Raw genomic sequence first — 13,310 nt, forward strand, 5'->3', positions numbered from 1 at the left:
TATGCTCATAGTAGCGTTGCTTCTCCCATTGATAGACGGGTGGAAGCATCGCCTGTAGCAGCCGCGAGTTGCGATCCTTTTAGTGCTCGGCCCCCGAAAATTCAGTTTCATTCCATGGTAGATATCGTCGTTCCGTCGGTCGGTGAGAGTATTTCTGAAGTTCAAATCAGCAAATGGCTCAAGAAGGAAGGGGACTGGGTCGCGGCAGGAACCGATCTCGTCGATCTGGAAACCGAGAAGGCGTCCGTGCAGATCTCCGCTCCGGAAGATGGGATCCTTTTGAAGATCCTTAAGAACAATGAAGAGTTCGCTTCGGTAGGGGACATCCTCGCTACGTTCCAACCGGCGGCAAAGGGTGCTTCGCCATCAGGCAGCGCCGCTCCTGCTCTGCAGCCAGCGTCCGCACCTCAGCAACCCGTATCTTCCGCACCGGCATCGCCCGCCGCGGACCCTCGCGTCATGCCTGCTGCGCAGCGGGCGCTGGACGATCATCACTTGCAAGCCACCCAGGTACCCGCGACAGGCCCGGGCGGTCGATTGCTCAAAGAAGACGTGGTTCGTTACGTCAGTCAAACCTCACCAGCGGCCCCGGCTGCACCCGCACCCGTCGCTCCTGCTGCACCGGCTCCTACCAAGACCGTCACCGGGACGTTGGCGCCACCGGTTTCTGCACCCACAGCTTCCACCGGAATGGTTCAACAGGGGAGTTCAAACCGGTCCGAGGAGGTCAAGCCGATGAGCATGATCCGCCGGACCATCGCCTCCCGGCTTGTTCAAGCTCAGCACACGGCAGCCCTGCTCACCACCTTCAACGAAGTCGACATGCAGCCCGTCATGACGCTTCGCAACAAGTACCGCGACGCATTTGCTGAGAAGCATGGAGTGAAGCTGGGCTTCATGTCCTTTTTTGCCAAAGCGGCCTGCGAGGCCCTGAAACGATACCCATCGGTTAACGCTGAGATTCGTGGCAACAATATTGTCTACCGCAACTACTGCGACATCGGGATTGCGATCGGTGGCGGGAAGGGTTTGGTCGTCCCCGTCCTTCGCAACGTCGAGAAGATGGGCTTCGCAGAAATCGAGCGAACGATCGGCGAATTCGCGTCGCGAGCCATGGCCAACAAACTGATGCCAGAGGATCTTGAAGGCGGGACCTTTACCATCAGCAACGGGGGTATCTACGGTTCTCTCTTGTCCACGCCGATCGTCAACCCACCCCAAAGCGGGATCTTGGGACTCCACTCGATCCAGGAGCGACCGATTGCACTCAACGGAGAGGTCGTCATTCGCCCCATGATGTACTTGGCCCTGACATATGACCACCGGATTATCGATGGTCGCGAGGCAGTCACCTTCTTGAAGACCATCAAAGAAGTAATCGAAGACCCCTCCCGTTTGTTCCTTGAAATCTAGTCGGAATCCTGTTCCGGTTCAAAGTCCATCATGATGCAACTTGGATTCGTCAGCGCCATCCTGCCTGAACTGGAGCTGGCACAGGTACTTCAATCCGCGTCGCAGATCGGATACCGATGCGTCGAAGTGATGTGCTGGCCTCCGAGCAAAGCGGAACGTCGCTATGCTGGGATAACCCATATCAATGTCGACGATCTGTCCGATGCTTCGATAGCTACCATCGCTCGATTGCAGCAGGAGACAGGAGTCTTCATCAGTGGCCTGGGCTATTACCCAAATTGCCTATCGCCGGACGAGGCAGAAGCAGAGCGATGCACCGAACATTTGAAAAGGGTGATTGCTGCAGCTCCCAAACTAGGAATCGATCGTGTCAACACGTTCATCGGGCGCGACTTCACGAAAAGCGTAGACGATAACTGGCCGCGCCTCCTGAAGACTTGGAAACCCATCGTTGACTTGGCGGAAAAACAGGGTGTCCGCATTGGCATCGAGAACTGCCCGATGCTCTTCACGCAGGACGAATGGCCCGGTGGAAAGAATATTGCGACCAGCCCCGCGATTTGGCGCCGCTTATTTTCCGATTTGGGAAGCCCGAATTTGGGACTCAACTACGATCCATCCCACATGGTCTGGCAGTGCATGGACTACTTGAAACCGCTGAGAGACTTCATCGATCGTATTTTTCATGTGCATGCGAAAGACGTTCGAATCGATCGGCATCGTTTGGATGAAGTAGGCATCTTTGCGCATCCGAAGCTCTACCACTCCCCGAAGCTACCGGGTCTTGGCGAAATCGATTGGGGACAGTTCTTCTCTGTTCTCAGCGATGAGGGATATGTGGGTCCCGTTTGTGTCGAGGTCGAGGACCGGGCGTATGAAGCCACCGTGGAGTCACGCACCGAAGCGCTCGCCCAAAGCTACCGATATTTGAGCCAGTTCGCACCGCGGTAAGCCCCATCGCTCACTGTCCAGCTCACTGTTCAGCTTACTGGCTGGCCTCATCACTGGCTGGCCTCATCACTGGCTGGCCTCATCACTGGCCAGCTCGGTAAACGACTTGGCCGTTGAATAGGGTTGCTTCGACTTCCGCGCGATACAGTTCCGAGGCGGGAAGCGTGCGCAGGTCCTTTTTCCAGATCACGAGGTCGGCCATTTGTCCCGGTGCGATCGCTCCCTTCTCTGTTTCTTGCCCTTCCGCGAACGCAGCGCCGTAGGTGTAGGCGTAGAGAGCCTCCTCAAGTTTCAATTGCTGCGAGCGAACGAAGGGTTCGTCCGGTTTGCCATCTAGTGTTTGGCGCGTGACGGCGATTTGCAGACCGGGGCGAGGGTCAAGCGGAACGACCGGCCAATCGGTTCCGAACGCGAGCCGTCCACCGCTCGCTAGAATCGACTTCCACGCCCAAGCCCGCTCAGCCCGAGATGGACCTATATTCGCGACCCAGACGTCGAAGATATTGCTATTGGGCTCAGCATGTCGAGGCTGCATCGACGCGATCACACCCAATGGCTTTAGACGCGTGATGTCCGATGGATCGATGGTTTCGACATGCTCGAGACGATGACGGCGCAATCGTTTTCGATCGGGATTCGATTGCATCGCATGTTCGAAGGCATCGAGTGTCATCCGCACGCCACCTTCCCCGATCGCGTGTACCATCACATTCCACTCCTCTCGATCCAGGCGAGCGATCAATCGTTGCAGTTCCGTGGCGTCGCAGGCGGGCAGCCCGAGTGTGCTTTGGTTTGCATAGGGAGAAAGCAGATAGGCTGTATGCGACTCGATCACACCGTCGATGAACAGCTTCACCGAACGCACGCCGATCGATTCTTTCGCGCGTCGTGTTGCCATCAAGCGATCGAAATCCGTGTCGTTCATGCCGACTTGACCGGAAAGAGCGAAGTGTGTTCGAAGGGGGAAGCGGCCCTCTTGGATCATGGTATCGAAGACCATCAATTCGGCATCATCCACGCCGCATTCTTGGATACTCGTCACACCGACGCGATGCGCCAGCGCGATCCCTTGGAGCAAGGCTTCTTTCTTTTCATCGAGGGACGGAACTGGAAAAAGGGAATCGACCAATCGCTGAGCAGACTCTTTGAGAACCCCGGTCGGCTCGCCCGTGGTGGAGTCGCGAACGATCAGGCCTCGCGGCGGATCGGGAGAGTCCCGGGTGATTCCCGCTTGGCGGAGTGCCACGGTGTTGACCCAAATCGTGTGTCCGTCGTAGCAGCGCAAAAGAACCGGTTTGTCCGCGACGACCGCGTCGAGCATATCGCGAGTCGGCAAACCGCCGGCAAACGCGCCGTAGAGCCAACCTCGTCCGACGATAACGGGTCGCTCCGGATATCGCTTCGCAAAGGCCTCCACCCTCTCCAGGATCGTCGAAGCGTGCTGCGCGTCATTCAAATCGATCTGCTGCAATCCCAGAGAACCGGACAGGAAATGAACGTGCGCGTCGTTGAGGCCTGGAGTCACAAGCCCCCCATGGGCCTCGACGATCGTCGTTGTTTGATCGATCCAGCCGGCGGAATCGCGATCGAGACCGACCCAAACGACTTTCCCTCCGCGAACGGCCACCGCCTCTGCATCGGCACCGGACCATTGCAGGACCCTGCCGCTACGGATCAGCAGGTCCGCAGGATGGGGGTTCGGCGGCGACTGCGAAGAAGCGTCGTTGGCCAAGACCCAGGAAAACAGTAGAAAAAGCAGGCACACCAGGGTGCTGGCGTCCCGAAATGGGTTACGAGGGGGAGGGGTAAGTCGAAGATTCATAGCCGGTCGCAGGGAAGGTTGGATGCAAGGCCCTCCCATCCTACCATCCGACCATTCACTTTTTCATAAATCGGTTCGAACGGACTTGCAGCGAAAGACGGGATTCCTATAATCGGCGTCCCGCGTCAGCGATTGCGCATCTTGCCAAGAGAGCTGAACAAGCGGAAATTCGATAGACGCAGCGGGCATAACTTGACAGGTTCCCCTGCGGGTGTAGCTCAGTTGGTAGAGCACAACGTTGCCAACGTTGTTGTCGTGGGTTCGAATCCCATCACCCGCTCTTTCTGTCTGGTTGTGCCCTTTTTTCTTCTTTAAGAGGACGTTTTCAGGAAATGTCAGCTGTCGACACTCAGGCACCAGATTCCAAGCTTCAACTGACCGTCAAGATTGACAAGCCGTCGACCTGCCTTCGGCACGTCGTTGTCACGATTCCTCGGGCTGAAGTAGATCGTTATTTCCGCAAGACGTTTGACGAGATCGCTCCCCGTGCGGATCTTCCTGGTTTCCGACCTGGAAAGGTTCCTCGCAAGCTTTTGGAAAGCCGATTCAAGCAAACGGCTTTGGATCAGGTCAAGAGCGGTCTGGTGATGGACTCCCTTCAGCAGATCACCGAAGGGGGTGAATTTTCGGCGATTTCCGAGCCCGATATGGACTACGGTGCCGTCGATATTCCCGATACCGGCGACTTCACCTACGAGTTCAAAATCGAGGTTCGTCCCGAATTCGAAACACCGAACTGGAAGGGCTTGGAGCTCACCAAGACCGAGTACAAGCTGAGCGACGAGGATGTCGACAAGCAACTCATCAGGACTTTGGAACGGATCACCGCTGGGGAAGCCTTCGATGGCGAAGCCCAAGTCGGCGATCGCGTAGTCGTCAGCATCCGATTTAGTTTGGACGGCAAAGAGGTTAGCTCGCTGGACGAGAGCATGGTCACCCTTCGCAGCAAGCTGAGTTTGGCCGACTCCATCATCGAGAACTTCGGTGAATTGATGGTCGGTACCCGCGAAGGGGACGTCCGCGAGACCAAGGTAAAGATTTTCGAAACGTCGCTCAACGAGTCGTTGCGAGGCAAGGAAGTCGACGCCACGATCACTGTTGACGAAATCCGTCGCGTCAACGTTGAAGGCTTGAGCGGTGCTACCCTCGAGATGCTGGGATTTGATACCGCTACCGAACTGCGAGATTTTGTGCGAGCGGAATTAGAGCGACAAGCTGAATACCACCAAAACCAACTCCTCCGCGAGCAGGTCACGGCCAAGCTCACGGAAGGTGCGGATTGGGAATTGCCCCAAGCGGTCGTTCGCCGTCAAGCGGATCGCGAGCTCCATCGCCGCGTTTTGGAACTGCGACGAAGCGGTTTCACCGACGATCAAATCCGATCGGTGATCAACGGTGTTCGACGCAACATCGAAGGCACAACTCAGGATGCGCTGCGACAGCACTTCGTCCTCGAGAAGATCGCCGAAGATCTTGGGATCGAGCCAACGGAAGCCGAATACGAATCCGAAATCGAGCTGATTGCAACCCAGAGCGATTTGTCGCCTCGACAAGTTCGCGCCAAGCTAGAGCGAAGCGGGCAAATGGACGCCCTCCGCAACCAAATTCTGGAACGACGCGTTATCGAAACGATTGTCGGCGAAGCCAAATTGAGTTCCACCGATGGTGGTTCGATCCTCAAGGCAGAACCGGATGAGTTCGCTGTCGAATTCTTGGTGGCCCCAGTCACTCAATCCCTTCCCGAAGCGAAGTACGATGAGAAGCCAGAGGATGGTGTCGAGAGCAAGTCGGTTAAGCCTACCTAGTCTGAGGCATCCGAAGTACGGAACGGTTGCTACCCCGCGAGTCTTTGACTCGCGGTGATACTGGTTCCAGAAATCTGCAAACGAGCGAGTCCCGCTCTCCAATCCAGAAGCCGAGCTTAAACGCTCGGCTTTTTTATTGCTGCTGGCTGGCACCTACAACCCACTTCGACCTCGCTTCTACGCCCTTCAATAGCTGAGGTAGGCTGTCAAATCGCTGCGAGATTGCTGCTCGATTACGGTTAGATTGCTGTTAGATTACAGTGCAGCTGCATGTGCTTTGACAAATCAGCCGTCCTCGTTCATCGACGATACGGCATTGCACAAATCCGACGCGGAGACCGCGTTGGATCAATTCGCCGGTTGCGATCAACTTTTTGCTGACGACGGGTCGCATAAAGTGGATGTGCAAATCGATGGTCGAAAAGTCCTGCCCCTCGTCCAGCGTTCGACCGAACGCGATCCCCATCGCAGCATCGGCCAAAGCGGCTAGAACCCCGCCGTGGACGCGCCCCATCGGATTGTGCAGGCGGCTGTCGACCGGCAGCTCGACCACAGAGCGTCCAAGCTCCCGGTCCGACTCGGTAGCATCATGAACATCGAACCCGAAGAGGACGGAGATGGGAGCTTGGGAGAATCTATCGGACATTCTTGCGGATTGTTGAAGGAGTCGGCTCGCTCAGATTGAATTCTTGAAGAGCGAAATCCGCGTCCACTTTGCGGACGCTTTTCAGTTGGATATCACCCGACGAGGGGTCGACATGATAAACCGCCATGGTGGATTTTGTTTGATCAAACAATACAACTTGTTGGAAACCATTCGAGAGAATAGCGCTGGCCATGGCCGTGGTCCCTGCGGATGCGGCGTGTGCGGGAGCGATTGCTGAGATTGAGAGCAGAGTGTTCGGCACAGGACTTGCGCCGGTTTGGCTCCAGCTCATCTGCGTCGTCGCGCTCCAAGCGTAAAGAATGCCGAGAGCGAGAGACGTAGCAGATAGACCGCGGAGGAGAGTCTTCATGTCGGCACCTTGTTGGGATTGGATAGGCCGCGGAGTAGACGGCCTGAAGTAGATCGGGTTGAGGAGCAGGGCTGTTCATCGCATAGGTAGGGCTTGATTGTTCTACATCCCTCGAGCTCGTGAATGCCAGTCCAATTGCATTCTGGGAAGCATGCGGACTTCACCATAATCCACCGCTTCGATGTCGCGTCCTCCTGCTGGATACCTTATGATCCTGACCTGCCCATTTCCATTTGCTCGCCCCGCCCGTTTCCTTTGCCTTCCCCTCGAAACTTGATACCCAGACTCCGAGCGACGATTGCGAACAATTCGAACTCCTTGAGCGACATCAGCATCAGGGCGGCATTGTGGTGCGCGAGCCAACCGTATGCGGCGGCGATTTGGCTCAGGAATCTTTCCTTTGACCGTGGCATACAGAAGATCCAGCGCGCAGGCGTGCCGGTCATCTCTGTCGGGAATCTGACGGCGGGCGGGACGGGTAAGACCCCTACCGTCGCGTGGCTCGCCCAGTGGTTTCGCGACCGGGCCATTCGGGTGGCGATCCTATCGCGCGGCTACGGGGCCGGTCCGGATGGCGTTAATGATGAAGCCAAAGAATTGGAGCTTCGACTGAGCGATGTCCCCCATCTGCAATCCCCCGATCGCGTCGCGAGTGCGAAGATTGCAGTGGAGGAATTGGATATGCAGGTTTTGCTCTTGGACGATGGCTTTCAGCACCGACGCATCCATCGCGACTTGGAAATTGTCCTATTGGACGCTCGCGAGCCGTTTGGATATGGCCATCTTTTGCCGCGAGGGCTTCTGCGCGAGCCCTTGCGATCGCTCAAGCGTGCGGACATCGTGATCGCCACCCGTTCCGATCAAGTCGATGCACAGAGGTTAGCGAGCATTCGTACGAAAGTGCAGCGATACAATCCCAAGGCAGCTTGGTTGGAGAGTCGGCATCGTCCGCTTCGGCTGCGGAACTCGCAAGGGGCCATTCTCGACGTTGACTGGTTGCGAGACAAGCGAGTGGTGGTCGTCAGCGGTATCGGAAGTCCGGAAGCATTCCACCAGACCACCGAATCGCTTGGAGCAAACCTTCTAGGAAAGATCACCTTCCCCGATCATCATCTCTATCACGAAGGGGACATTCGTGAGATCGCCAGTCGCGCGAACGATGCAGGACACTGCGATGCCATTCTTTGCACCGGAAAAGACTTGGCCAAAATCGCTGTTCCGGCTATCGAGTCGGTTCCGGTATGGAGTCTCGACGTCGATTTAGAGATCACGAGCGGGCTGGAAATATTCGAAGACCATCTCAAAGAGATCGTGCGCCAAATCACCTACTCGCTGCGGTGATTACACGTAGTTCGGAGTAGGTGGACGATAGTGATCGAGATCGATCGTTCGGAACCAATCGATGGTCTTTTGAAGCCCCTCTCGCAGAGGAATGGTCGGTTCCCAACTCAAATGCTTCTTTGCCAAGGTGATGTCCGGTTGGCGACGCGTGGGATCGTCTGGGGGCAATGGACGCTTTTCAATCGAGGATTTGGCCCCGGTGAGTTGGACGACAAGTTCCGCCAGTTCGCGGATGGTGAATTCGGAAGGATTGCCGATATTGATGGGACCGATGACGTTTTGCTCATTGTTCATCAAGCGGAAAATACCTTCCACGAGGTCATCCCGATAGCAGAAGGATCGCGTCTGTTCCCCTTCGCCAAAGATAGTGATCGGTTCCCCCTGGATCGCTTGCCGGATGAAATTCGACACGACCCGACCATCGTAGGGGTGCATGCGAGGGCCATAGGTATTGAAGATACGGACGATACGAATGTCGACTTTGTTTTTGCGATGGTAGTCCATGAAGAGTGTCTCAGCGACTCGTTTCCCTTCGTCGTAACAAGATCGTACACCGATGGTGTTCACATTTCCCCAGTACGACTCGGGTTGAGGATGGATCAACGGATCGCCGTAAATTTCGCTGGTGCTCGCGAGTAGAATGCGGGCACCGCAACGTTTGGCCATGCCCAGCATGTTGATGGAGCCCATGACCGAAGTCTTAACGGTTTTGATGGGGTTAAACTGATAATGGCCCGGCGCTGCGGGGCAGGCCATATGGAAGATCTGATCCACTTCCAGAAAAATAGGAAGCGTCACATCGTGGCGAATCACTTCGAAATTGGGACGCCCGAGAAGGTGAGCGACATTCGTCTTCTGCGAGGTGAAAAAATTGTCGAGGCAGATCACGTCGTGTCCGGCTTCAACTAAGCGTTCACAAATATGCGATCCGAGAAAGCCCGCCCCGCCTGTCACCAGTACCCGATTGATTTTCGACACGTTCATACCCCGTTTTCGCTTGTGCACCGACTCGTTCGATTATTCCACACAACCCGCGAGCCGGCCCCCTCCAACAGGCCATACCGGTGGATTTGGCCTACTCGCGGCAAACTGTATCGACTGAGCAGGTTGTAGGGTGCGAGCGATACTGGGGGAGCGGGAGTTGCGCCGATCGTGGCCTCGGTCTGGAGAGGATCCTCTCCCTGTCTCGGCGGGCTAGTCCCCCGTTGTTTGTGGGGAATCTCGCACAATACCAGGAACCCGCCTGTAAATCGTCGTTGGCTCTTGCCATCCCCTCCGAATCAGCGAATATGATGGGGTGTTGGCAGCCCCCCATTCTCCACCCCAGTTTGTCCCTTGACCGCAATTCCTAGCAATCAATCGAGTTTGTTAACCCCCGAATCCCCGCATTTGGCGGGTCGATCGGCGCTTTGCAAATTGACAGGGCACACGATCGCGTTGGCTGCGAAGCTGGTGAGCGGATTTACGGTGCGTTGGATAGGTTCCGAACCGGATACCCGCCAGCGGGTTTATTTTGCCAATCACACCAGCCATTTGGACGCGGTCGTTTTGTGGTCGTGTTTGCCGAAAACGCTTCGCCAGTTGACCCGTCCCGTTGCCGCCCAGGATTACTGGGGTTGCTCGTCGTTTCGTCGATTCCTCGCCCAGTCGTTCAATGCGATTTTGATCGATCGAAAGCAGATCAAGGTGCATCAAAGTCCAGTCGATGTCATGATGCGCGAGATCGGGGACATGTACTCCCTCATTGTGTTCCCGGAAGGAAGCCGGGCGTCCGACGGGGAGATGGGAGAATTCAAAAGCGGCCTGTATTACTTGGCGAAGAAGCGACCGGACTTGGAATTGATTCCGGTCTATATGGACAATCTCAATCGCATTCTTCCGCGAGGAGAGTTCATGCCGGTTCCCCTGCTCAGCTCGATTACTGTGGGGCACCCTATCTTCTTGGAGCCAGGGGAACCCAAATCGGAGTTCCTGTCGAGAGCGTCGAAAGCGGTCAAGGTTTTGAAGGAACGGTAAGCCGTTCCCAAGGGCGGAACGTCCCCTTCGTTTGCTATTTCTTCTCGCTCGTGCGCTGCGCCCAAGAGGCCAGTTGCTCTCGAAAAATCTTCGAGTTGTGTCGAATGTCGGTCGGCAGTTTGGTTGGATACACCACGACCTTTTCGACAGAGCGCGAAACCTCGGACGCTCTCAATCGCTCCGTCACTTCGTTGACCAGTCGATCTGGTTGAGAGGTCCGATTCCATGGCTCGAGGATCACCCAGGGGACTTGGGTGGGTGGCTGTCCTACTCCGACCAATGCGGATCGATAGATCTCAGAATGTCCGTTTGCGATCGCTTCAATGGGCTCGGTAAAGAGAACTTGATCGCGCATGACCACTCGATGCGCTTTGCGGCCACAAAACCAGAATCGATCTTGATCATCGAGATATCCGACATCCCCCATGCGGTGCCATACTCGCTCTCCATCGAAAATCTTGTGCAGCGGGTTTTGATCCAACCGGGTCACGTAACGCTGCGAGACGACAGGACCGGAGACCATCAACTCGCCGATTTCTCCGCGACGTTGTTCTTCCGTCTCTTCGATTCGGTGCATTGCATCGTCCCGTATTCGAATCACCTTCCACTCGATCGATGGAAATCGACTCCCAACGCAAGTACCCATTCCGGCAGCGGTTTTCGCGGCGGTTTCCTCGAGGACTTCGCGGGACTCAATCGATGCAATCGGGAGAGCTTCGGTCGCGCCATAGGGTGTGAAGACACGTCCTTGAGGATCGATCCCATTGCGGACCGACTGGAGAACGCGAGGTGGAACGGGGGCCCCTGCGGAGAGAACCAACTGGAGGGGCTTCATCGTTCTGCCGGTGACTTGGCAATAGTTTCCCATGCGAGTCCAAAGGGCGGGCGAACCAAACGATTGATTGATATTCCATTGTTCGATCGCATCGAGCAACCGAGGGGGGTCCACATCCGCGGGGCGGGTCGGATCCATATCGGGAAGAATGGTCGCCGTTCCCATCACGGCATTGAAGAGTCCAAAGAGGGGGAAGCAGCTTAAATCTCTGCCCCCCGGAACGATCCCGAATCGCTCCGCCACCAAATCGACTTGCGAATGAAACGTTTGATGGGTGTAGAGGACACCTTTGGGTGGTCCTGTGCTCCCAGTGGTGAAGATGACGGCCGAATCGGCATGAACATCTTCAATGGGATTTCGGTAGTTCGAGGGCGAGGTACTTTCGAGGCGGCTCAAGGTAACAGAAGGAAGTCCCGGAAACCACCGCCCTACCAGTACATTGTGCTTCGCGTTGGGAAATCGGGATTGCAGTATCCGAACAATAGCGTGCGCCATCGGAATCGCGATGAAGCCGTCGGGGTTGGTCGCTTCGAGACATCGAATCAAATTTTTCTTCCCCATGCCTGGGTCGACCAAGACCATCGTGGCCCCCGCTTTCAGCAGCGCGAACACGAGGGTAATAAAGTCTTCCCCAAACCGGACCAACAACCCGATGCGTTTTCCAGGTCCGATCCCCATCGCTTGAAGCCCTGCTGCGATCGAAGTCGAACGGCGATCCAAATCCGCGAGGCTCAATGTCGAGTAGCTGCGGTTGGTACCCTGTTTCCAGCTTCCAACTGGGGAAGCTATCGCGAGGGCATCCGGTCGTACAGCCGCCTGCTTGGTGAGCCGATCCGCAATATTCATGAGAGCGACTGAATGCGAAGGCGAATCCACTCGACCAATTCCTCGCTAAAAACATCCCCTTGAGTCAGAAAGTCGGCATCCATTTCCAACGTTTGGCAGGCTTTCATTCGATCCCAGTGCCCCTGAACAACAGGAATCACCGAAGCTGAATCGATTTGATCTCGGGTGGGGAGAGGAGTCTTGTTATGAATACCATCGATCATTGCCATGATTATTGCCGCACAGGCCAGGTAATGATTTCCGGATGCTGGTACCGCGTGGAGTTCGAGAACAGACTCGCGGGGCGAAGTCGCATCATGCGCCGGCTTGCAAAACGCAGCGGGCGAGTGGGGTTCGCAGTCTTGAGAGAACGGCACGGTCGATGGGGACTGCGAACGATCCGATTCCGAGAGCCAGAAGATGCAGGTGAGGGTTGCCGCATGCTGTAGGATTCCTCCCAAGGCATGTCGCCCCAAATCGGACAGGCCTTGATACGCACCGCTTGAAAAAACGGGTTCCCCTGCTCGAACGAAGCTCCACTGGGTCGCGGCCCAATGCGATGCGATGTCGAGTGTTGATCCCGATTGTGCACCGGTCTGTTCGATTAGGTAGCGAAGCATGGCGCAGTCATCGCATGCTTCAAGAACAGATTTGGGTTGAATGGCAAACTCGGAGAGATTTTTTGCGTTCAGAAAATGTCGGTCGACGGCTACCCCCGCTTCGGCAGCAAAGTCTGCGATTCGGGAGCGAATCAAGTACTGGGAATCAGTCCCACGCGAGGCGCGCGTCTCCTCGAGAACCTTGACAGTCCTCAAGGTGAAGGGGAGCGATGTACGGATACGAACATCGTCTGCGATTCCCGTCGACTGCAGATAGCGCAACGACTGGGCGGCAACGAATCGGGAATCGAAGGGACTTTCCTCACGTTGGAGAATATCCTGGATCGTTGCGATCAAAACCAACGCGGGCTGTTGCGTGAATGGATCGAGATAGTGAGCATGGCTTTGGGGCACCAAAATCGCGTAGGGGTGATAGGGCATTTGCGGATCCACGACCACCTCGTGACCTAACCCTTCCTCAAAGCTCGCCTCCGACAAATTGGCGATCGGCAGAGTGACTTGTCTCCAGCCACCTTCGAGATCCGTGTAGCGCAAATCGAAGCTACGGATCCCTTTTTCGCGACAGTAAGCCAGCACCGCCTTCGGTTTCACAGAAATTCCTTTCGTCCTCTAGTTAGTGCAATCTCTTCTCCATTGTAGGGAAAATCCGTTGCCCCTCTCGAGTTT

Annotated in this window: 12 protein-coding genes and 1 tRNA gene; 6 read left to right on the top strand and 7 right to left on the bottom strand. The window is 56.0% G+C overall.

Annotation, left to right across the window (positions count from 1 at the left end):
• Nucleotides 1-114: 114 nt before the first annotated feature.
• Complete coding sequence (odhB, locus tag VN12_RS12195; protein WP_146677100.1) at nucleotides 115-1,413, top strand: 2-oxoglutarate dehydrogenase complex dihydrolipoyllysine-residue succinyltransferase; 1,299 nt, start codon at nucleotides 115-117, stop codon at nucleotides 1,411-1,413.
• Nucleotides 1,414-1,443: 30 nt separating this feature from the next.
• Complete coding sequence (locus VN12_RS12200) at nucleotides 1,444-2,364, top strand: sugar phosphate isomerase/epimerase family protein (protein ID WP_240491406.1); 921 nt, start codon at nucleotides 1,444-1,446, stop codon at nucleotides 2,362-2,364.
• Between the two features lie 82 nt (nucleotides 2,365-2,446).
• Here the strand turns inward: VN12_RS12200 and VN12_RS12205 are convergent, their stop codons facing one another.
• Nucleotides 2,447-4,186 carry an amidohydrolase gene (locus tag VN12_RS12205; RefSeq protein ID WP_168164360.1) on the bottom strand — a complete coding sequence of 580 codons (1,740 nt, stop codon included), beginning with the start codon at nucleotides 4,184-4,186 and terminating at the stop codon, nucleotides 2,447-2,449.
• 207 nt (nucleotides 4,187-4,393) lie between these two features.
• On the opposite strand from VN12_RS12205, the gene VN12_RS12210 reads away from it, so the two are divergent.
• Nucleotides 4,394-4,466, top strand: a tRNA-Gly gene (locus VN12_RS12210).
• 52 nt (nucleotides 4,467-4,518) lie between these two features.
• On the top strand, nucleotides 4,519-5,991 hold the full coding sequence (gene tig / locus VN12_RS12215; protein WP_146677102.1) for a trigger factor: 1,473 nt from the start codon (nucleotides 4,519-4,521) through the stop codon (nucleotides 5,989-5,991).
• A 250-nt stretch (nucleotides 5,992-6,241) separates the two neighbouring features.
• Here the strand turns inward: tig and VN12_RS12220 are convergent, their stop codons facing one another.
• The 3 genes from VN12_RS12220 to VN12_RS26470 form a co-directional block, all read right to left on the bottom strand.
• Nucleotides 6,242-6,637, bottom strand: coding sequence for a PaaI family thioesterase (locus tag VN12_RS12220; RefSeq protein ID WP_146677103.1), 396 nt, complete (start codon nucleotides 6,635-6,637; stop codon nucleotides 6,242-6,244).
• Nucleotides 6,627-7,007, bottom strand: coding sequence for a hypothetical protein (locus VN12_RS12225; protein ID WP_146677104.1), 381 nt, complete (start codon nucleotides 7,005-7,007; stop codon nucleotides 6,627-6,629). Before VN12_RS12225 ends, VN12_RS12220 begins: the two co-directional genes overlap by 11 nt.
• Before the next feature lie 206 nt (nucleotides 7,008-7,213).
• Entirely contained in the window at nucleotides 7,214-7,420 is a 207-nt protein-coding gene (locus VN12_RS26470; protein WP_240491465.1) for a hypothetical protein, read from the bottom strand.
• On the opposite strand from VN12_RS26470, the gene lpxK reads away from it, so the two are divergent.
• Nucleotides 7,353-8,348, top strand: a complete 996-nt coding sequence (gene lpxK, locus VN12_RS12230) for a tetraacyldisaccharide 4'-kinase (protein ID WP_240491430.1) — start codon at nucleotides 7,353-7,355, stop codon at nucleotides 8,346-8,348. The genes VN12_RS26470 and lpxK overlap by 68 nt on opposite strands.
• Here the strand turns inward: lpxK and VN12_RS12235 are convergent, their stop codons facing one another.
• Nucleotides 8,349-9,332 (bottom strand): UDP-glucuronic acid decarboxylase family protein, encoded by a 984-nt coding sequence (locus VN12_RS12235; protein ID WP_146677106.1) that lies wholly within the window; start codon nucleotides 9,330-9,332, stop codon nucleotides 8,349-8,351.
• 432 nt (nucleotides 9,333-9,764) lie between these two features.
• Between VN12_RS12235 and VN12_RS12240 the strand changes: the two genes are divergently transcribed.
• A complete protein-coding gene (locus VN12_RS12240) occupies nucleotides 9,765-10,364 on the top strand; it encodes a lysophospholipid acyltransferase family protein (RefSeq protein WP_315850190.1) in 600 nt (199 codons plus the stop codon).
• Between the two features lie 34 nt (nucleotides 10,365-10,398).
• On the opposite strand, the gene VN12_RS12245 is transcribed toward VN12_RS12240, so the two are convergent.
• Together VN12_RS12245 and VN12_RS12250 are read right to left on the bottom strand one after the other, a co-directional pair.
• Nucleotides 10,399-12,045 (bottom strand): fatty acid CoA ligase family protein, encoded by a 1,647-nt coding sequence (locus VN12_RS12245; RefSeq protein ID WP_146677107.1) that lies wholly within the window; start codon nucleotides 12,043-12,045, stop codon nucleotides 10,399-10,401.
• Nucleotides 12,042-13,235 (bottom strand): hypothetical protein, encoded by a 1,194-nt coding sequence (locus VN12_RS12250; RefSeq protein ID WP_146677108.1) that lies wholly within the window; start codon nucleotides 13,233-13,235, stop codon nucleotides 12,042-12,044. Before VN12_RS12250 ends, VN12_RS12245 begins: the two co-directional genes overlap by 4 nt.
• Nucleotides 13,236-13,310: the final 75 nt, after the last annotated feature.

This window comes from Pirellula sp. SH-Sr6A (assembly GCF_001610875.1).
Lineage (GTDB): Bacteria > Planctomycetota > Planctomycetia > Pirellulales > Pirellulaceae > JBKCUI01.